The 21,643-nt window shown below is 40.0% G+C and carries 14 protein-coding genes; 13 read left to right on the forward strand and 1 reads right to left on the reverse strand.

All coding sequences use genetic code 11. The annotated features are described in order from the left end of the window. On the reverse strand, window positions 1-448 hold a 448-nt coding region (locus KK060_RS00840; protein WP_254151506.1), incomplete at its 3' end, for an NUDIX domain-containing protein. A gap of 100 nt (window positions 449-548) precedes the next feature. Here KK060_RS00840 and KK060_RS00845 point away from each other — a divergent pair. The 13 genes from KK060_RS00845 to treS all read left to right on the forward strand — a co-directional run bounded on the left by KK060_RS00845 (window position 549) and on the right by treS (window position 21,635). Further along, window positions 549-2,045 (forward strand): xylulokinase, encoded by a 1,497-nt coding sequence (locus KK060_RS00845; RefSeq protein WP_254151507.1) that lies wholly within the window; start codon window positions 549-551, stop codon window positions 2,043-2,045. Window positions 2,046-2,093: 48 nt separating this feature from the next. Next, complete coding sequence (xylA, locus tag KK060_RS00850) at window positions 2,094-3,422, forward strand: xylose isomerase (RefSeq protein ID WP_254151508.1); 1,329 nt, start codon at window positions 2,094-2,096, stop codon at window positions 3,420-3,422. A gap of 557 nt (window positions 3,423-3,979) precedes the next feature. Then, a complete protein-coding gene (locus KK060_RS00855; protein ID WP_254151509.1) occupies window positions 3,980-5,137 on the forward strand; it encodes a Gfo/Idh/MocA family protein in 1,158 nt (385 codons plus the stop codon). Between the two features lie 56 nt (window positions 5,138-5,193). Further along, window positions 5,194-5,592 (forward strand): four helix bundle protein, encoded by a 399-nt coding sequence (locus KK060_RS00860; protein WP_254151510.1) that lies wholly within the window; start codon window positions 5,194-5,196, stop codon window positions 5,590-5,592. Between the two features lie 74 nt (window positions 5,593-5,666). Further along, a complete protein-coding gene (locus tag KK060_RS00865; protein ID WP_254151511.1) occupies window positions 5,667-6,722 on the forward strand; it encodes a sugar phosphate isomerase/epimerase family protein in 1,056 nt (351 codons plus the stop codon). Window positions 6,723-6,735: 13 nt separating this feature from the next. Then, a complete protein-coding gene (locus KK060_RS00870; RefSeq protein WP_254151512.1) occupies window positions 6,736-7,176 on the forward strand; it encodes a c-type cytochrome in 441 nt (146 codons plus the stop codon). 242 nt (window positions 7,177-7,418) lie between these two features. After that, complete coding sequence (locus KK060_RS00875) at window positions 7,419-10,724, forward strand: ThuA domain-containing protein (RefSeq protein ID WP_254151513.1); 3,306 nt, start codon at window positions 7,419-7,421, stop codon at window positions 10,722-10,724. Window positions 10,725-10,749: 25 nt separating this feature from the next. Further along, window positions 10,750-11,598, forward strand: coding sequence for a sugar phosphate isomerase/epimerase family protein (locus KK060_RS00880; protein ID WP_254151514.1), 849 nt, complete (start codon window positions 10,750-10,752; stop codon window positions 11,596-11,598). Between the two features lie 80 nt (window positions 11,599-11,678). Continuing rightward, window positions 11,679-14,006, forward strand: a complete 2,328-nt coding sequence (locus KK060_RS00885) for a carboxypeptidase regulatory-like domain-containing protein (protein ID WP_254151515.1) — start codon at window positions 11,679-11,681, stop codon at window positions 14,004-14,006. Window positions 14,007-14,014: 8 nt separating this feature from the next. After that, window positions 14,015-14,389, forward strand: coding sequence for a transmembrane 220 family protein (locus KK060_RS00890; RefSeq protein WP_254151516.1), 375 nt, complete (start codon window positions 14,015-14,017; stop codon window positions 14,387-14,389). A gap of 95 nt (window positions 14,390-14,484) precedes the next feature. Further along, the gene (locus KK060_RS00895) at window positions 14,485-16,194 is read left to right on the forward strand and encodes an alpha-amylase family protein (RefSeq protein WP_254151517.1); all 1,710 of its coding nucleotides are present in this window, start codon (window positions 14,485-14,487) and stop codon (window positions 16,192-16,194) included. Window positions 16,195-16,349: 155 nt separating this feature from the next. Next, window positions 16,350-18,296, forward strand: coding sequence for an alpha-1,4-glucan--maltose-1-phosphate maltosyltransferase (locus KK060_RS00900; protein WP_254151518.1), 1,947 nt, complete (start codon window positions 16,350-16,352; stop codon window positions 18,294-18,296). Window positions 18,297-18,299: 3 nt separating this feature from the next. Next, window positions 18,300-21,635 carry a maltose alpha-D-glucosyltransferase gene (gene treS, locus KK060_RS00905; RefSeq protein ID WP_254151519.1) on the forward strand — a complete coding sequence of 1,112 codons (3,336 nt, stop codon included), beginning with the start codon at window positions 18,300-18,302 and terminating at the stop codon, window positions 21,633-21,635. Window positions 21,636-21,643: the final 8 nt, after the last annotated feature.

Below are 21,643 nucleotides of genomic sequence, written 5' to 3' on the forward strand. Positions count from 1 at the left end.
GCCTTACCTTATGTTTTAGATACTTAAAACCGAAGTTCAAGATCTTATTGTGGTCGTAAGGCAATTCAGGCACATCCTGTATGTTTATCCATTTAACCTCTGAGGCAGTGAAGCCCGGATTTAATTCAAACTGATCTGAGTTCACCAGCGCATAATACGCAAGTGTTATAACGCGCTTATCAGGGTATCGATCCGTGTCACCAAACGCCCTTAGTTGTTCAAGGTAAATGTCCGATACGCCGGTTAATGATTTAAGAATCCTGGTTGCGGCATCATCAATACTTTCATTATATTGGATCCACCCACCCGGCAACGCCCATTTTCCCTTACTTATTCCTTCACCATGTTTTACCAATAAAATGTCTAAAATGCCGTCTCTGAAGCCAAAAATCAAACAATCGATGGAGAGTGCATCAATTGTCTCACTTGAAAAGTTATTAGAAAACATAGGTAGCGGTCTAGCAATAAGTCTTGAAGTTATAAAATATATATAAAAATTATAGTCAAATTGACTATTTGTAAATATTATTGTCGTAAAATATTAACATATGAGCCAACTCCTGCTAGGATTAGACATTGGAAGTTCATCAATTAAAGCTTCTGTTGTTAATGCAGAAACAGGAAAAACAATTGCTTCAGCACAATCTCCAGCTGAAGAATTACCTATGCTAGCCGTTCAGTCCGGCTGGGCAGAGCAAGATCCCGACCTTTGGTGGGAACATGCCGTAAAGGCGATAAAGCTTTGTCTACAGAAAAATGATGTGAAAGGTGAGGCTATTGCCGCCATTGGCATTTCCTACCAGATGCACGGGTTAGTGGTGGTAGGAAAAGACCATAAACCACTTCGCCCATCAATTATCTGGTGTGATAGCCGAGCTGTAAGCATTGGCGATAAAGCATTTAATAAGCTTGGCGCTGATTACTGCCTCCAACACTTTCTTAACTCACCTGGAAACTTCACAGCTTCAAAATTAAGATGGGTTAAAGAAAATGAACCTTCTGTTTTTGAGGCGATAGACAAGATCATGCTTCCGGGAGACTACATTGCTTTAAGATTATCAGGCGAAATTGTTACCACTGATTCTGGTCTTTCAGAAGGTATCTTTTGGGATTACCAGTCAAAGGGTGTCTCTGACGAGCTTTTGAAAGTTTATGAAATTGAAAAGCAGAAGCTCGCCATAATGAAGCCTGTGTTCTCTGTTCAGGGTGAACTTCGCAAAGAAGTAGCCGCCGAACTTGGTCTTAAAGCAGGAATAAAGATTTCGTATCGCGCGGGTGATCAGCCTAACAATGCTTTCTCACTTAACGTTTTAAATCCAGGTGAAACAGCTGCGACTGCAGGTACATCCGGCGTGATTTATTCAGTAACTGATAAGAATGCATATGATCCTAAGTCTAGGGTAAACACATTTGTTCACGTAAGCAACACACCTACGTCAACAGTTAATGGTGTTCTGCTTTGTATCAACGGCACGGGTATATTAAACAGCTGGCTTCGTAAAAACTCAAGAGGAGCAGGGGCTCCATTGGAATATGCGCAGATGAACGACCTCGCCAAAGATGCACCTATTGGTTCAGATGGATTAATGGTTCTTCCTTTCGGGAATGGAGCCGAACGCGTGCTTGAAAATAAAGCCATCAACGCTTCTATCCTTGGTCTTGATTTTAACAGACACAGTCAGGCTCATTTATTACGCGCTTCTCAGGAAGGTATCGTATTCGCCTTGAGGTACGGTTTTGATGTTCTTCAGTCAATGGGCTTGAAGACAAAGGTGATAAAAGCCGGCCATGCCAACATGTTCTTAAGTCCTTTATTCCGCGAAGCGTTTGTGAATACAATTGGAGCACCTGTCGAGCTATACAATACTGATGGCGCCACAGGAGCTGCACTGGGGGCAGGAGTAGGAGCAGGCATCTTCACTTCAATGAAAGATGCATTTAAAGGTCTTGCAATTATCAAGGAAGAAGTTCCTGACAATGGTAAGTCAGAACAATATCAAAAGGCTTATGAAAGGTGGAAACTACAGCTTAATAAGTTCTTGTAAACCTTGTCAATCATAAAGTAAATAAACTACTATCTAATCAATAATCAGATGAAACTTACATTAGGAGAAAAGGAGTACTTCAAAGGCATCGGCCAGATTCAATTTGAAGGAAAAAAATCAGACAATCCAATGGCGTTTAAGTACTACGATGCAAAGCAAAAAGTAGGAAACAAAACCATGGAAGAGCATTTCAAATTTGCAATTGCGTATTGGCATACATTCACGAGTACAGGAGGTGATCCTTTCGGTCCTGGTACCAAAAACTTCCCATGGCTTCAAAGCACTGATCCGATGCAATGCGCTTATGATAAAATGGATGCAGCCTTTGAATTCATTACCAAAATTGGTGCTCCATACTACTGTTTCCATGATTTTGATTTGGTAAATGAAGGATCAACATTTAAAGAATCTGAATCACGCCTTCAAAAAATAGTTGACTACGCGAAGAAGAAACAACAGGCATCCGGCGTAAAATTACTTTGGGGAACAGCCAACTTATTCTCGCATCCGCGCTACATGAATGGTGCTTCAACTAACCCTGATTTTAACGTGGTAGCCTACGCTGCAGCGCAGGTTAAGAATGCACTGGACGCAACAATAGCATTAGGTGGCGAGAACTATGTGTTCTGGGGAGGAAGAGAAGGTTATATGACATTGCTCAATACGCAGATGAAGCGTGAGCAGGAACACCTGGCTAAATTCCTTCATGCAGCAAAAGATTATGCACGTTCACAAGGATTCAAAGGCACGTTCTTCATCGAACCTAAGCCTATGGAGCCATCTAAGCATCAATATGATTTTGATTGTGCTACAGTAATTGGTTTCTTAAGACAATTCGATTTGTTGAACGACTTCAAAATTAACATTGAAGTTAACCACGCTACATTAGCCCACCACACATTCCAGCACGAACTTCAAGTCGCTGCGGACGCAGGTGTGTTAGGAAGCATCGATGCTAACCGTGGCGACTACCAAAATGGTTGGGATACCGATCAATTCCCTAACAATCTTTATGAGCTTGCAGAAGCTACGCTCATAATTCTAGAGGCAGGTGGGCTGCAAGGTGGTGGCGTAAACTTCGATGCAAAGACAAGAAGAAACTCAACCGATCTTGAAGATATTTTCTATGCACACATTGGTGGTATGGATTCTTTTGCAAGAGCCCTTTTAATCGCACAAGCTATCCTTGAGAACGGAGAGTATAGCAAACTTCGCACAGAACGCTATGCAAGCTTCGACAGCGGAAAAGGAAAAGAATTCGAACAAGGTAAATTAAGCCTGAAAGATTTGTATGACTACGCACAGCAAAACGGCGAGCCTAAGCAAATCAGCGGTAAGCAAGAGTACTACGAAAACCTCATCAACAAGTTTATCTAATCAATCTTAATTTCTCATTGTACAAAAGCCGTGACTGATGCAGTCACGGCTTTTTTTATCCCTTGTAGCATCAGGAATCCAGTTCAGTCTCCCATCTGGTATCGGAGTGGGTTTAGAGTGGGTTTAGAGAAGCTCTAGAGATGTACAGATGTTCTATAGATTTCTCTCATTGTTCTCCCATTATTGTATAGATGGCCTTCCATTGCCACTAGATGTTTATTAGTTGTGCATCCTTCCCGTTCGATGATTCTCCTATTAAATACCCGATAGGTCTAGTGCGAAATGGATGATCGCTCCATAAAATGTACCATTGATGGGACAATCACTAAAACCACTCGGCGCCTACTCAGTGCTTACACTATACATTGCCTTACGTATGTGGCTATTAAACTCTTGTCGTTGAGAAGCACTAAAACTCTCGCAAGGCTAGGCATAGGGATGGAATAGTAAGATTTTAGCCCATTCAACCAATATCGCAATCGTTTTCATTAAATTTATTCCTTAATTTTTGGCTCAAATATTTTAAAAGCTGATTCAAATCATAATTTTAACGCTCTATGAGCAGAAAACTACGCATGGGTATGATTGGTGGAAGCATGGATGCTTTCATCGGCGCCGTTCATCGCAGGGCCGCAGCACTAGACGGAGAAATCGAACTAGTGTGTGGTGCTTTCAGCAGTAATCCTGAAAAATCTAAAGCAACCGGCAAAGCACTCTTTATTGATCCCGAAAGAGTATATGGAAGTTTTGATGAAATGATCGAGAAGGAAAAGCTTCTTCCTGAAGATCAGCGAATGGATTTTGTTTCCATCGTAACTCCTAATCACGTACACTTCGCTCCTGCAAAGGCGGCACTCGAAAATGGCTTTCATGTTATCATCGATAAGCCTCTGGCCTTTAGTGTAGCGGAAGCAAAAGCACTTCAGAAAGTAGTTGATAAAACAGGTCTTATCCTGGCACTAACACATACCTACACTGGCTATCCGCTCGTAAAAGAAGCAAGACAAATGGTGAAGTCAGGCAAGCTGGGAAAAATCAGAAAGGTGTATGTAGAATACCCACAAGGGTGGCTCTCTACTTTTGTTGAACGCAGTGGTAACAAGCAGGCAAGCTGGAGAACCGATCCATCCAAATCCGGTGCTGGTGGCGCTATTGGTGATATAGGTACGCATGCTGCCAACCTTGCCGAATATATCACAGGTTCTAACATCACTGAGATTAATGCGATGTTAAATATTGTTGTGAAAGGCAGAAAGCTTGACGATGACAGTTCGATGCTCGTGAAATTTGAAAATGGAGCAAGCGGTGTACTGTTAGCAACACAAGTAGCCGCGGGTGAAGAAAATAATCTCAACATAAGAGTATATGGTGAAAAAGGTGGACTTGAATGGAGACAGGAAGAACCAAATACCTTAGTAGCAAAGTGGCTCGACAAGCCAAAAGAAATTATCAGAACAGGGTCAGGTTATCTTTCTGATGTAGCAAAGCTAAATACCAGAACACCATCGGGTCATCCAGAAGGATATCTGGAAGCTTTTGCAAATATCTACCTTGCCTTTGCCAGAGCAGTTCGTGCCTATAAACCAGGAAAGCGAATAGACCCTGAGAAATTCGATTTCCCTGATGTAGCCGATGGCGTCCGTGGTATGGCTTTTGTCGATGCAGTAATCAAATCATCCAACTCGAATAAAAAGTGGACGCAGATTAAAGGATAAAATAGAAAGTCATTAGTTAATTGTCATTGGTCAATGGTAATGCAAACTAATAGTTTATGAATCTGGATGATCTAAAGGTTTACAATTTGGCAATGGAGGTAGGAGAAAGGGTTTGGATTATTGTTGATAGGTGGACAAATTTTCAAAAAGATACTATTGGAAAACAATTTGTTCGAGCTACTGACTCAATTGCAGCAAATTTAAGCGAGGGCTTTGGAAGATATCATTACAAAGAAGCAAAGAACTTTGGTTATTACTCGAGGGGTTCTCTTTACGAAACGAAAACATGGTTGACCAAGGCATATAAAAGAAACCTTGTATCTAATGAAGATTATAATAGCCTTGCTGATTCTTTAAACGTGATAGTGAAAATGTTAAATAGCTATATAAAATCCATTGGAGATGTAAACGAGCCAGAAATAAAATATGGTGAGAAATTACCTTCTGAATTATAAAAAATACTAATTGACTATTGACTATTGACTATTGACTATTGACTATTATTACCTCAACTACTTAACCAAAAGAGATGAAGACAATTAAAGGTCCGGCAATATTTCTTGCGCAGTTCATGGGCGATGAAGCACCGTTTGATAATATTAAAACAATAGCAAAGTGGGCAGCTTCATTGGGCTATGTAGGAGTACAAATTCCTACATGGGATAGCCGTTGTATAGATTTGGCTAAAGCTGCCGAAAGCAAAGATTACTGTGATGAATGGAAGGGAACGTTAGAATCATGTGGCGTACAGGTAACAGAGCTTTCAACGCACTTACAAGGACAGTTAGTGGCTGTTCACCCCGCGTACAACGAATTGTTCGACGGCTTTGCACCTCCGGAATTAAGAGGAAATTATAAGGACCGGCAAACCTGGGCGGTAGAGCAATTAAAAAATGCCGCCAAGGCAAGTCGAAATTTAGGTTTAAATGCCGTTGCTACGTTTTCTGGCGCGCTGATGTGGCATACTGTATACCCTTGGCCACAACGTCCTCTTGGCCTTGTTGAAGATGGTTTTAAAGAACTGGCAAAGCGCTGGGTGCCTATTCTTAATGCTTTTGATAAGGCAGGAGTAGACCTTTGTTATGAGATTCACCCTGGTGAAGATTTGCATGATGGTATTACCTTTGAACGTTTCTGGGAGGCAACAGAGAAGCATACGCGTTGTAATCTTCTTTACGATCCAAGCCACTTTGTATTACAGCAACTTGATTATCTGCAATACATAGACTTCTATCACACCTTTATCAAAATGTTCCATGTTAAGGATGCAGAATTTAATCCTTCAGGAAAAGTTGGTGTATATGGCGGATACCAGGATTGGATCAACAGAGCCGGAAGATTCCGTTCGTTAGGCGACGGCCAGGTAGATTTTAAATCCATCTTCTCTAAACTTACCCAATATGGTTTTGATGGATGGGCCGTTCTTGAATGGGAATGTTGCATGAAGCACCCAGAACAAGGCGCGGCTGAAGGCGTTAAGTTTATTAAGGATCATATTATCCGTGTGACTGAAAAAGCATTTGACGATTTTGCCGGCGGCGAGCGTGATCAAAAGTTTAACAAGAAAGTATTAGGAGTAAATTAAATATAACAATTCAATGAAAAAGTTTTTTATACTGATTGTACTGGTAGGGTTTTCAACCTGGACATTAACCTCTTGTGGTGGAGGTGGAAAAAAGGAAGAAGGTAAGACAGAAGAAGGCGCAGGAGATGAATATAGTGATTATGAAACCGCTGAACCTAAAAAAGAATCAGCAGAAGATCTGATAAAGCAAGGTCAGGCGCTGGTAGATCAGAGCGATTGTAAAACATGTCACCATGCCACAAACAAAATTGTAGGCCCTGCGCATGCAGAAGTTGCAAAGAAATATGAGTTTACCCCGGCAAATGTATCGATGCTTGCGGGTAAAATTATCCAGGGAGGAAGTGGTAACTGGGGCGATATTCCAATGACACCACACCCTGATATCAGCAAGGCTGACGCAGAAAAAATGGCGATGTATGTGCTATCTCTTGATGGAGAAAAACCGAAGCAGTAATAAAATTGCTTTGAGGTAATAACCGGTAAAGTATTGATAACTGATTTAACTACTAAATCTAAACAATAGAATTAAAGCTAAGTCAGGTAAATTATGTCAGCGGTTGTCATAAGAAGCATAGTGTCTTTCAAACACATTGGCATGGATGTAACGCTTACATCTACAATTCATACTCAATACCATCATTCATTTTTAGAAAATCCGGAGGTTAAGTCTTTCGGATTTTTTAATTTACAGCTATTATGAGATCATACATTGTATTGCTATTACTTTCTTGCCTTTTGTTTTCATGTGAGCGCGGGAAAGATAAAATCCTGGTCTTCTCAAAGACAAAGGGTTACAGACATGAATCTATTGAAGCAGGAAAAGTAGCCTTAATTGAGCTAGGTAAGAAAAATAATTTTGAAGTAGATACAACAGAGAGCGCTTCAAATTTTAATGAAGAGAATTTGAAGCGATATAAAGCAATTGTGTTTCTCAATACAACACAAGATGTTCTTGATCCTGTTCAACAAGTAGATTTTAAACGCTTTATAGAGGCAGGTGGAGGTTTTGTAGGCATCCACGCTGCTGCTGATACAGAATATGAGTGGCCTTGGTATGGCAAATTGGTAGGCGCCTATTTCAAAAGCCATCCCCAGGTACAAGAGGCCACAATAAAAAAAGTAAGACCATTTGGTCCCAATACTTTGCCTGACACATGGACAAAAACAGATGAATGGTACAACTACAAAAACATAAGTTCAGATCTCAACGTTATTTACAATTTGGATGAAACCACTTATAAGGGAGGCGAGAATGGAGAAAGCCATCCGATTGCCTGGTATCATGAATATGAAGGGGGCAGGGCCTTCTATACAGGCCTTGGTCATACCGATGAGACATTCTCTGATCCTTTGTTTCAGGAGCATCTGCTTCAGGGCATTCAATATGCAATAGGTAAAGATAAACTTGACTACGGCAAGGTTAAGTCCAGGCGCATGCCTGAGGAAAACAGGTTTACAAAAACTGTTCTTGATATTAATCTAAATGAGCCTACAGAAATGGCTATTCTTCCTGACGGGAAGATTTTATTCGCAGAAAGAAAAGGTGATATCAAACTTTATACGCCATCAGATGGAAAAGTTAAAGTTGTAAATACACTTAGCGTCGGTGTAAAATTTGAAGATGGTGTAATTGGCCTTACAGCCGATCCTAATTTTAAAGAGAACAACTGGGTCTATATTTTCTATTCTCATCCTCAAAAGTCCGCCAATGTGTTGTCACGATTTGTTTTTAAAGATGATAAGATCGACGTATCCTCGGAAAAGCAAATGCTTGAAGTCCCAACACAACGAGAGACATGTTGCCACACAGGAGGTTCGTTAACTTTTGGCCCTGGTGCGAATCTTTTTATTTCCACAGGTGATAATACGAGTCCTTTCGAATCAGACGGATACAGTCCTTCTGACGAACGCACAGGGCGTTCTCCTTTTGATGCCCAAAAATCTTCCAGCAACACAAATGATTTAAGAGGAAAAATACTTCGTATTCATCCTGAACCGGATGGAACGTACACCATTCCGGAAGGAAATCTTTTTGCTAAGGGAGAGCCGAATACCTGTCCAGAGATTTATGTGATGGGATGCCGTAACCCTTACCGCATATCTGTTGATTTTAAGACTGGTTATTTGTACTGGGGAGAGGTAGGACCAGATGCCGGTGAAAACGATTCACTTCGGGGGCCTCGTGGGTATGACGAAGTTAACCTCGCCAAGAAAGCAGGCTTTTTTGGGTGGCCATACTTTGTCGGTAACAACTATAGTTATGCTAAATATGATTTTGCTACAAAAAAGGTTAGCAAACGCTGGGATGCCAGTGCACCGCTAAATGAATCACCAAATAACACCGGAAAGAAAGAATTGCCACCGGCCACGCCTGCATTTATATGGTATCCGTACGCTAAATCGGAAGAATTCCCTATGGTAAAAGATGGAGGCCGAAATGCAATGGCAGGTCCGATATATTACAGTGAGAATTTCAAAGGTATGGAAACTGCCTTTCCGGATTACTTTGATGGGAAGCTTTTAATCTATGATTGGATGCGTAATTGGATGTTTTTAGTAACAACAGATGAACAAAGTAATATCAAAGACATCGAACCATTTATGGCCAACACAAAGTTCAACAACATCATGGACTTGGCTTATGGACCTGATGGAAGATTATACATGCTGGAATACGGCACGCAATGGTTTAAACAGAATATCGATGCACGCCTTATAAGAATTGATTACAACGGTGGTAATCGTCCTCCGGTAGCCATGCTTACAGCGGATAAATTTAATGGTGCCGTTCCCTTAAGTGTTAATTTTACAGCAAAAGGAAGTCATGATCCTGATGGTGATGGATTAAAATATGAGCTTACTATTAATGATCAGCACTATCAATCAGATGATGGTAACTTTAAAGTGAACCTCGATAAAGAAGCTGTTTATACTCCAGTGTTAAAAGTAACAGATAGTAAAGGTACATTCACAACAGCTAAGCTTCAGGTAATTGCAGGTAATGAAGCTCCTGTAGTTAAAACACAGATAACAGAAGGAAATAAAACATTTTACTTCCCTGAGACTCCCATACGATATGCTGTTACAGTTAATGACAAGGAGGACGGTTCAACAGAAAATGGTTCAATCAAAGCTGACGCTGTAACCATTTCTTTTGATTATCTGAAAGGATATGATATGACTGCAATTGCTCAAGGACATCAAATGCCTACAGTTGAATTGCCTGGCAAAACGTTAATAGATAAAAGCGATTGTAAATCTTGCCATTTAATTGATCAAAAATCTGCAGGCCCTTCTTATAAAGATGTAGCCAAAAAGTACAAGGGACAGACCGGTGCAGTAGACCAGCTTGCAGCGAAAATTATTAAGGGAGGATCAGGTGTTTGGGGGACGACCGAGATGGCGGCACATCCTCAGGTAAGTGTTGAAGATGCAAAGCAGATGGTTGAGTACATTTTATCATTAACAGAGGAAAAAGAGGCAAAGAAATTGCCTTTGGCAGGAACTGTAAAGCCAGGGAAACAAGAAGAAGGTGCCTATATATTAACAGCAACCTATTTTGATAGAGGTGCTTCTCCGCTACCACCGATCTCTTCGTTCAGTACAATTGCATTGAGAAGTCCAATGCTAAAGGCAGATCAAGCCACAGAATTAAATACTGTACGGCTTATCAGAAATGAAGGACAAGTAGGTCTTGATAATGTTAAAAACAATTCTTCAGCAGCTTATAAAGATATAGATCTTACAGGAGTTAGAAGCGCAAATGTCGTATCGTTTATGATACCTAACGAAACAGTAGGAGGAGAAGTGGAACTGCGCCTGGATAAATTGGATGGTGAACTGCTTGGAAAAGTTGTGGTTAATAAAACCGGAATTTCTACAGGAACGATTCGATTCAAAGAGCAAACAGGTGTCCATTCTATATATGTAATATTTATAAACCCTGATGCGGGAGCGAAGAAGCTTTTCTACCACGGAGGTATTAAACTTTCTAACAAATAACTACACACACACCAAACTTTTAAACATGAAAAGAAGAGAATTTATTCAAAGGTCAGCATTAACAGTAGCAAGTCTTGCGACAATGCCAGCTTTACTACAGGCGAAATCAAAGTCGGACATAGGTTTACAGTTGTACTCGTTAAGAGACACTATTCCTAATGATCCAAAGGGTGTGTTGAAAAAAGTAGCGGGCTTTGGTTATGGAAAAATAGAGACATATGCTTATAGCGACGGAAAGATTTTTGGAATGGCATTCAAAGACTTTGGAAATTATGTTAAAGATCTTGGCATGAAGATAACAAGTGGCCATTACCCATTGGCGCTTGCAAAAAGTGACAAGTGGGAGATGGCAGTAGCGGATGCCAAATCAGTAGGACAAAAGTTTATGGTAGTACCATACCTTAATGAGCCTGAGAGAAGAACAATTGATGACTATAAGAGCATTTGTGAGGCATTAAACAAAGCAGGAGAAGTATGCAATAAGAATGGAATCAGGTTTGGTTATCATAACCATAATTTTGAATTCGAAACAATAGACGGACAACTTCCTTACGATGTAATGCTGGCCGAACTTGATCCTAAATTAGTAAGTATGGAGATGGACATTTACTGGGTATACCGTGCCGGTAAAGACGCATTGGATTATTTCAAAAAATATCCCGGACGTTTCGAACAATGGCATGTAAAGGATATGGATAAGACAAATCCTGATAAAAATGCGGATGTAGGTACTGGTTCTCTTGATTGGAAGAAGATATTTGCGCAGGCTAAACAATCAGGATTGAAGCATTTCTATATTGAACAAGAGTCATATCCTGCAGCTCCTATTGATAGTATTGAGGCAAGCATTAAGAATCTGAAAAATATACTGTAGTATTTTGGTTAAGATACTTTTTAGCAATGTCGGATGAAATCCATCCGACATTATTATTTTTGGTCATTAAAGTAAGGAGCGTGTCATACAAAAGAGTGTTAATTATATTTCTATTCTTTACGCAGGCTGTTACTGCACAGGAAATAGTACAATCTGTTAATGGGCGAGTAGTTGATCGTGTTAGTAACGGTTCCCTGGTAGGGGCGAGTGTTAAAATTATAAAAGGGGATAAAATATATAGCACCACCACGCTTGAATCAGGATCATTCTCTATTCAAGTGCCTGTTGGCCGTTATCGTATCAACGTTACTTTTACAGGTTATACTTCCTTTACGGAGGAACTGCTTGTTGTTTCGGGAAAGGAGTTAACACTTAACATTCCACTGTCTGTTAGTGAAACCGTACTGGAGGTTGTTGAAGTACAGGGAGTAGGAGCGGTAGAAAATATACCGGGGCTTCAATCTTTGTCCATAGAAAAGACATTGCGCGTTCCCGCTAATTTTTTTGATCCCGTTCGCGTGATTACTGCGTATCCAGGAGTAGTTGCAGCAAATGATCAGAATAATTCTATTATTGTACGAGGCAATTCACCGAATGGTCTTTTATGGAGATTAAATGGTCTTGATATAGTAAATCCAAATCATCTTGCTAATGCTGGCACGTTTAGTGACAGGCCGGCTGCCAATGGGGGAGGGGTTAATATTCTCAGTGCCCAAATGCTCGACCGTACTGATTTCTTCTTCGGAGGCATTCCTGCTAATTATGGAAATTCTCTCTCCGGTATCATTGATATGAAACTTCGGGAAGGTAATAAAACGAGAAAGCAGTACACTGCTCAGGCTAGTTTAATTGGGATAGATCTTGCAGCTGAAGGTCCTTTAGGTAAATCCAGTCAAAATTCATTTCTAGTAAACTACAGATATTCTACCGTTGGATTATTGTCCGCTTTAGGAATTGATTTTGGCGATGAAGCAATTAACTTCCAGGATATTTCTTTTCATACTTCTTTTGAACAAAAAAACGGCGGCACGCTTACTCTCTTTGGCTTTGGAGGTAAAAGTCGTAATAAATTTCGTGCGAAGGACCTGGCGGATAGGGAAGAGGATAAGGATAAATATGACATTGATTATGATGCCACTACTTATGCGATTGGTACCAATTACAAAGTGCCTATCGGAAAAGGAACTTTCGGAATTGGTGCAGCATACTCTGGTACTAATCAAACGAGGGAGGCGAATATTGCAGATAACATTGCGGATGATGAACGAAACCTACTTAAGGATTATTTCGACTCAGATAACAGTATTCTATCAACATCTATAAGTTATAATTTTCAGACAGGCAGTAAATCCATTTTTGAACTAGGTGTAATGACTAACTATACGCAGAATACATTAGTTAGTAAGAAAGAGATAGGTTGTATATCATGCTCTTTCCGCATGTTCCGCAACAATGAAGGTGCCACAGAAGGTGTTCTACTACAACCGTATATTAATTTTAAAACGCCTATAAATTCGTTTGTTGATCTGACAGCAGGGCTACGGTATTTGTATTATACAATGAATAGTACAAGTTCGGTTGAACCAAGGGTAAGCCTGTCATATAAAACTACTGAAACATCTGGATTTGTACTCGCATACAGTCTCATTAGTCAACTGCAGCAAGCACAAGTATATGCAGCGGGGGGAAATAAAGGTCTTGGTTTTACAAAATCGCATCATGCAGATTTTGAATATTGGAGAAGTTTTTCAGCCGACGTAAAAATCAGGAGCTCGTTGTTTTATCAAAGACTATTTGATGTTCCAGTTGAAAAGAATGTTACATCGTCATTTTCTGTTCTTAATTTAATCGAAGCTATAGCTCCTGAAGGTCTTGTTAATGATGGACAAGGTGAAAATTACGGGGTAGACCTTACGGTCGAGAAGTACTTTTTTAATCGAAATTATATTCAGGCGGGTGCGAGTTACTATGAATCTCGGTATAGGGGAAGTGATGGCATAATACGTGATACAAGGTTTAACGGTAACTATACGCTAAATGTTGTTTTCGGCACGGAATGGAATAAACCTTCACGTAACAGGACGATCGGTTTAAGTTCAAGATTGCTTTACCTCGGTGGACTAAGGGAATCTTCTATCGATGTTGCAAATTCAATGGTAGCATACGAAACTGTTTATGATCAGGTATCGCCGTTTAACAATAAGTTAAGTGACTATTTCCGCATTGACCTTCGTATCTCCTTTAGAAAGGATAAGCCAGGATATACAAGAACACTAGCAATTGATTTGCAAAATGTATTGAATAATGAGAATGAAGGTTACCATTATTACGACTTCACCCAACAAAAAATTGTAACAAAATATCAGCTCGGTATTATACCAGTATTGGTGTACAGAATCGATTTTTAATTAACCTTATGAAAGCAGTTAATCTACTCCTCGCGGTAATGTTTCTTGTGTTTGCCTTTGTTCAGATCAATGATCCAGATCCGGTAGTATGGATACTTGCTTACGGAGCGATGGCCGTTATATGTATTCTGGCAGCGTTTAAAGTATATTTCAGAATCTTTATGGTTGTGTTATTGATCGCTTACGTGGGGTACAGTTTATTCTTTATTGATGGAGTGGCACAGTGGTTAGCACAGGATAATAAATCAATTCTATTTGATGACGTTGCAAAGATGGAGTATCCTTACGTTGAATCGTCAAGAGAGTTTTTGGGGCTAATGATCTGTATTATAATCCTGGTTATCCATCTTGTTTTGTCAAGGAAAAGAAGTCCTGCCTCATAAACAAAAGTAGCAAGATGCGAAAGATCATTCTTTCATTATGCGTAGTATTGCTTGCCTGTTCTTCACACAAAGAAAAAAAAGAAACGGCAACGGTTATGAATAAATCTTCAGATAAAGTAATTATTTACCAGCTTATGACCCGCCTTTTTGGGAACAAGGCAACAGTTAATAAACAATATGGTACAATAGAAGAGAACGGCGTTGGGAAATTTGAAGATATTAACAATGTGGCGCTTAAGGCTATAAGGGATTTAGGAGCAACACACATTTGGTGCACAGGAGTGATCGAGCATGCAGTCTTAACAGATTATACAAAGTATGGAATTCCTTTAGATGATGCCGATGTTGTTAAAGGAAGAGCCGGATCCCCTTATGCAATAAAGGATTATTACGATGTTGATCCTGATCTGGCAGTGGATGTTCCCCACAGAATGGAAGAATTTGAAGCACTTGTATCACGGACACATGAAGCTGGCTTAAAAGTAATCATTGATTTTGTACCTAACCACGTTGCACGTGCTTATAAGTCTGACGCTAAACCAGAGGGAGTAAGGGATCTTGGAGAACAGGATGATACATCTCAGGCCTTTAGTCCCGGCAATAACTTTTACTATCTTCCAGGTCAATCATTTCGGGTTCCTTCAGGATATAATCCTCTTGGCGATTATACCTTTCCAACAAAGGACGGAAAGTTTGAAGAGACACCAGCAAAAGTTACTGGCAATGATCAGTTTACTGCCAGCCCGGGTATTAATGAGTGGTTTGAGACAGTGAAATTAAATTACGGAGTTGATATTTTGGGTGGACGTAAATCATATTTTGATCCTGTTCCTGATACTTGGATTAAGATGAGAGACATACTTATCTTTTGGGCAAAGAAAAGCGTAGATGGCTTCAGGTGCGACATGGCTGAAATGGTACCCGTTGAGTTCTGGGGTTGGGTAATACCTCAGGTGAGAGAGGTAAATGCCAACATTATTTTTATAGCTGAAATTTACAATCCCGACCAATACAGAAATTACATTGAAGCTGGCCGTTTTGATTATCTCTACGACAAGGTGCTGTTATATGATACGTTACGCTTACTGATCAACGGTCAACTCGGCACAAAAGATATCGGTGAAATTCAAAAGAGGTTAAGCGGTATAAATAGCAACATGCTTCACTTTTTAGAAAACCATGATGAACAACGTATTGCTTCTAAATTTTTTGCAGGAAGTCCATGGAAAGCATTACCGGGGATGGTGATTAGTGCAACGATAGATAAGGGGCCAGTTATGATTTATTTTGGGCAAGAGGTTGGAGAGCCGGCATATGGAGCAGAAGGGTTTCAAGGTGATGACGGAAGAACTACCATATTTGATTACTGGGGTGTTGCTGAGCATCAGAAGTGGATGAACAATGGAAGGTTTGATGGTGAGATGCTCTCTGAAGAACAAAAGCAACTCAGGCAATTTTATGGTCGTCTTTTAAATATTGCGGCTACTAATACTTCTATTACCCGGGGAGAATATATTGACATCACTGAGTTCAACCAACGTCAAAGTAATTTTAATGAAAAGGTCCATGCTTTTCTCCGTTACTATCAAAGTGAAAAAGTTTTAATTGTAACGAGTTTTAATGATCAGGAGCAAAATGTAAAAGTTGAAATACCACACGAAGCTGCAATTGAGATTGGAATAGAAGCCCAAGCCAGGCATGCTGTTAAGGATATACTTGGCAATGAGGGTAAGTTAGAAATAGAGAACCTGATTCTTAACTTGCCGGTAAAACCTTATGCTTCACACATCTTTCAAATACAGTAATTCACACGGTGAGTTATAGCTGGTGGCGGTAATCCTTCATGACATGGAACAAAGATTTTAGAATGTATCAGTGGTTTTAAGGAAGCGGCAAGTGTTAACGCATATTACGCTTCTTTAAAACATAAAATTTAACAGATAGATAAACAAGTTCTCGAATGAATGTAAAAGGACAATCAAGGGTTATAATTGAAAATGTTCAACCCCAAGTTGAAGGAGGACTCTACCCTTCAAAACGTACAATAGGAGAATCTGTCGAAGTAACTGCTGATATTTTTGGCGATGGACATGACCATATAAGAGCGCACTTACTATATAAGAAGCAAGGCCAAAAAACATGGACAAGGAAGGAGTTAATTGCGGTAGGAAATGATGTATGGCAATCTTCTTTCCCTGTTACCGAAAAGGGCTATTATGTTTTCACGGTTGAAGCATGGATCGATCACTTTGATACATGGTACGATGGCTTTAAGAAAAAAGCAGAAGCCAAGGTAGATGTAAGTGTCGAATTGCTTGAGGGAGCCAACTATCTTAAAAGTCTGTCAGACCAGAATGAACGCGTTAAACACTTCACAAGGATATTATCTCAGAAAAACAATTATTCAGAGGCTATTGCCAGTGTGCTGAGCAAGGAGTTCGCCGAGCTTGTTCATGAACATCCCTATATCTCTTTTCCTACACGATATGATAAAGAATTGATCATTTATGTCGAGAACAAGAAAGCCAACTTTAGTTCATGGTATGAGTTATTCCCCCGTTCTGCTTCGCTCGAAGGAAAACATGGAACTTTTAAAGATGTAATTAAGCTTCTACCGCGCATTCACTCAATGGGCTTTGATATATTATATCTGCCTCCAATTCATCCTATAGGTAAACTAAATCGCAAAGGGAAGAATAATAATGTAAAAGCAGAGCCGGGAGAACCAGGGTCGCCATGGGCGATTGGAAGCGACGAAGGTGGGCATAAAGCCATACACGCTGACTTAGGAACGCTGGATGACTATAAGCGATTAATAGCAGAAGCGAAGAAATTAGGAATTGACATTGCTTTGGATATTGCTTTTCAATGTGCACCTGATCATCCTTATGTAAAGGAGCATCCAGAATGGTTTAAACAAAGACCGGATGGCACTATCCAATATGCTGAAAATCCTCCTAAGAAATATCAGGATATTTATCCTTTTAATTTTGAAACGGAAACCTGGAAAGAATTATGGGAAGAACTTAAGTCAGTAATTGTTTACTGGATAGAACAAGGAGTTAAAATTTTCCGGGTAGATAATCCACATACTAAACCAATTCCCTTTTGGCAATGGGCGATAGGGGAGATAAACAAGCAATATGAGGACATTATCTTCCTTTCAGAGGCGTTTACACGACCAAGGATTATGGCTTCTCTGGCTAAAATAGGCTTTACACAATCTTATACCTATTTTACCTGGCGTGTATCAAAACAGGAATTGATGGAATACATGACTGAGCTTGTATACGGGCCGTCAAGAAACTTTTTCAGACCTAATTTCTGGCCAAATACACCAGACATTTTACCGTATCATCTGCAACACCAGGGGGAAAATATATTTATTATTCGCCTGGCACTTGCTGCTACCTTGAGCTCTAATTATGGTATTTACGGTCCTGTTTACGAGTTCTGTGATAATACACCAGTTCCTACGCGGGAAGAATACATGGATTCTGAGAAATACGAAGTAAAATGGCATGATTGGAAAAGAACCAATCGAATGACGGATATAATTACGGTACTTAATAAAGCTAGAAAAGAGAATCCGGCTTTACAATCCACATGGAATCTTCAATTTTGTTCTATAGAAAATCCTAACTTGCTGGCTTACCTAAAGGCAACGGAAGATCTATCAAATATTATATTGGTGGTTGTTAATCTTGATCCGAATAGCAGACAATCAGGTTTTGTACAACTTCCTCTTCAAAAATTAAACCTTAAAGAAAGAATACATATTAAATTGCACGATTTAGTAACAGATGAGCATTATACGTGGTCGCAGGAGTGGAATTATGTAGAGCTTGATCCATTCAAAATGCCATTTCATTTGTTTAAATTGGATGTATACCAATCTACAATGTAAAGCATGAACGGCACCCCAAAAAATGCTGAGGCGCTATGGTTTAAAGATGCCATTATTTATGAAATCCATGTCCGCGCTTTCTATGATAGCAATGGTGACGGTATTGGAGATTTCCCAGGGCTTATCCAAAAGCTCGATTACCTGGAAGACCTGGGAATTAATACGATTTGGTTGTTACCATTCTATCCATCACCGCTGAAAGATGATGGCTATGATGTGACAGACTATTATGATGTGCACCCCGACTATGGAAATCTTTCCGATTTTAAACTTTTTCTGAAAGAAGCGCACAGGAGAGGAATTCGGGTAATAACAGAATTGATTTTAAACCATACATCAGATCAACATCCGTGGTTTAAGAAAGCCAAACGATCAAAAGCAGGCTCTCGCTTTCGGGATTTTTATGTTTGGAGCGATAGTCCTGATCGGTACAAAGAGGCCCGTGTGATTTTTTCAGACGACGAATCCACCAACTGGACTTATGATACGGAAGCAAAAGCATATTACTGGCATCGTTACTACCGTTATCAACCAGAGTTAAATTATGAGAATGCGGAGGTGCAGCTGGAGATGATTAAAATTGCTGACTTCTGGTTGAAAATGGGAGTCGATGGATTCAGATTACCTTCCATAACATTTCTTTATGAGCAGGAAGGAACGAATTGTGAGAATCTGCCTCAGACACATGCCTTCTTAAAAAGGTTACGCGCGCACATTGACAAACACTATAAGAATAGGATACTCATCGCGGAAGCTAATTTGTGGCCTGAAGATGCTGCCACTTATTTTGGCAACGGTGAAGAATGTCACATGAACTTCCACTATCCTTTAATGCCGCGTTTGTTCTTAGCACTAAGAACGGAAGACAGTTACCCGATTGTCGATATCATGGAACAAACCCCAGCCACACCTCCCAATAGCCAATGGGCTGTGTTTTTGCGGAATCATGATGAACTGGGGTTGGAGATGGTAACGGAAGAAGAAAAGGATTACCTCTTTAAAGCTTACGCAAACGATCCTAATACTAAATTTAATTTAGGAATTCGTAGAAGACTTGCTCCCCTGCTGAATAATGACAGACGAAAGATAGAGCTATTACACACAATATTATTCTCACTACCTGGAACACCAGTGTTGTACTATGGTGATGAAATAGGCATGGGTGACAACGTTTATCTAGGTGACAGATTTGGCGTAAGAACGCCAATGCAATGGAGCATGAATGTTAATGCCGGGTTTTCATCAACCAACCCTCAAAGGTTATTTCTACCTGTAATTACTGACCCCATCTATCGTTATGAATCCGTTAACGTAGCAACTCAGGAAGAGAACCCCTCATCACTTCTATGGTGGTTAAAAAATGTCATCGCCATGAGAAAGAGATTAAGTATCTTCGGAAGAGGCGATATTAAGTTTATCGAAAGCACGAACGCGAAGGTGCTGGCTTTCGCAAGGTCTCATGAAAAACAGCGTATCATTGTTGTTGCTAATCTTTCGCAATTCTCGCAGGCTGCAACCTTAAACCTTGGGGAATATAAAGATTGTGAAATTACCGAGGTGTTCAGTCAGAACCGGTTTATGCCAGTTGAGGAAGCGGACTATAACATCACTATCGGGCCTTACGGTTATTTCTGGTTCCAGGTTGATAGAGAAGAGAAGAGAGATAAAACAGAAGCAAGCGGTGAGCTTCCGTTGTTAAAAACGGATATTTCCTGGGAGCGCTTATTCGATAACTATAATGAAGTAAGATTTTTCGAAAGAAAAGTACTTGGGCTTTTCATGAAGAAGTGTCGGTGGTTTGGTGGAAAGGCTAAGGTTATCAATAAGATATCAATTCATAAAGTGATACCGTGGAAAGTTGATGGTGATACGCACTTCTTAACCATTCTTGAGGTTCACTATGTTCAACGCTTGCCTGAACTTTATTTTCTTCCACTAACTTTCGTGCTTTCAGATAGCATTCTTGAAAGAGTTGAATATACAGTTCAAAGTGTAGTATGTAGAGCTGAGATTCAAGGTAAAGCTGGTTTTATCATGGATAGCTGTTACGACAAGTCTTTCCGTGATTGTCTCTTTTTAAGTATGGAAAAGGAGACGCGTGTAAAAGACGATGAGGGAGGAGCCCTTGAATTTAATTCAGGTGTTTTTGCAAAGATTAGCGGAAACAAAGCGGTTGATTCTAAAATCCTTAAATCAGATCAGAGTAATACTGCCATTATTTATAATGATCAGTACTTTTTTAAGTTTTATCGAAAATTAGAGAAAGAGATTAACCCTGATCTTGAGATAGTTCGTTTTCTGACTGAACATACAACTTTTCAGAACTGTCCTAAGTACGCCGGAAGTGTTGAGTATCATGATTCTGACGGAAAGATACTGGTATTGGGACTGCTTCAGGAAAAAGTAGATAATCAAGGCGAAGCTTGGGGAATGGCCGTTGACTCAGTGGGTCGTTATTACGAACGTGTAATTACTAAAGCCAAAAATCTTAAGTTGCCCAAACTGCTCCATAAGCATGCAATCAAATTTGAGGAAGCCCCCGAGCTAATCCAAGAATTTATAGGTAGAGGATTTTATGAAAGGGTAGTTCGACTTGGGCAACGTACAGCGGAGATGCATCTTGCTTTGGCATCAGATTCATCTAACGCTGCATTTGCCGCTGAAAGCTTTACTCCAAACTATCAGCGTTCTCTTTACTCGAGCTTGCGGAAGCTTGTTCGTGACAGATTTAACCTGCTAGAGAATTCGATGAGCAAACTAACACAAGAAGCGCAGGAATTGGCGAAGAAGGTTCTTCCCTTGGAAGAGACAATACTCCAATGCTTTAGTGAAATATACCAGGTAAAGATTAACGCAACTAAGACGAGGATACATGGTGATTTTCATTTGGGTCAGGTGTTGTTTACGGGTAAAGATTTCGTCATAATAGATTTTGAAGGAGAGCCGGGCTTGTCTTTTAACGAACGCCGCTTAAAGAAGAATGCTTTTAAGGATGTGGCTGGTATGATGCGGTCGTTTCACTATGCAGCATTTGGGAAGCTTCTTCTCAATGAGAATTACCGTGATCGTGATTTAACACTGTTAGAGCAAGCAGCTGAACAATGGCAACATTATGTAGGCAGATTTTATCTGGGCGCATATATGGAGAGAATGGGGATGGGCACGAATCTTTCTGAAGAACAAGATATTCTTGTCCGGACGTTCCTGATTGAGAAAGCAATCTATGAACTGGGATATGAACTGAATGGTCGCCCCGAATGGACAATAATACCATTGAGAGGCATACTGTATCATGTAAATAGATACATTCAGGAAAAAGAGGAGAAGAAAAAGAAGTAGGTCTGAAA

It is taken from the genome of Chryseosolibacter indicum (genome assembly GCF_018598585.1).
GTDB classification, from domain to species: Bacteria; Bacteroidota; Bacteroidia; order Cytophagales; family Cyclobacteriaceae; genus Chryseosolibacter; species Chryseosolibacter indicus.

Excerpts from the sequence above, each read along its gene's own strand:
- KK060_RS00845 (WP_254151507.1), top strand. The coding sequence starts at position 549 with ATGAGCCAACTCCTGCTAGGATTAGACATTGGAAGTTCATCAATTAAA.
- xylA (WP_254151508.1), top strand. The coding sequence starts at position 2,094 with ATGAAACTTACATTAGGAGAAAAGGAGTACTTCAAAGGCATCGGCCAG.
- KK060_RS00855 (WP_254151509.1), top strand. The coding sequence starts at position 3,980 with ATGAGCAGAAAACTACGCATGGGTATGATTGGTGGAAGCATGGATGCT.
- KK060_RS00860 (WP_254151510.1), top strand. The coding sequence starts at position 5,194 with ATGAATCTGGATGATCTAAAGGTTTACAATTTGGCAATGGAGGTAGGA.
- KK060_RS00865 (WP_254151511.1), top strand. The coding sequence starts at position 5,667 with ATGAAGACAATTAAAGGTCCGGCAATATTTCTTGCGCAGTTCATGGGC.
- KK060_RS00870 (WP_254151512.1), top strand. The coding sequence starts at position 6,736 with ATGAAAAAGTTTTTTATACTGATTGTACTGGTAGGGTTTTCAACCTGG.
- KK060_RS00875 (WP_254151513.1), top strand. The coding sequence starts at position 7,419 with ATGAGATCATACATTGTATTGCTATTACTTTCTTGCCTTTTGTTTTCA.
- KK060_RS00880 (WP_254151514.1), top strand. The coding sequence starts at position 10,750 with ATGAAAAGAAGAGAATTTATTCAAAGGTCAGCATTAACAGTAGCAAGT.
- KK060_RS00890 (WP_254151516.1), top strand. The coding sequence starts at position 14,015 with ATGAAAGCAGTTAATCTACTCCTCGCGGTAATGTTTCTTGTGTTTGCC.
- KK060_RS00895 (WP_254151517.1), top strand. The coding sequence starts at position 14,485 with ATGAATAAATCTTCAGATAAAGTAATTATTTACCAGCTTATGACCCGC.
- KK060_RS00900 (WP_254151518.1), top strand. The coding sequence starts at position 16,350 with ATGAATGTAAAAGGACAATCAAGGGTTATAATTGAAAATGTTCAACCC.
- treS (WP_254151519.1), top strand. The coding sequence starts at position 18,300 with ATGAACGGCACCCCAAAAAATGCTGAGGCGCTATGGTTTAAAGATGCC.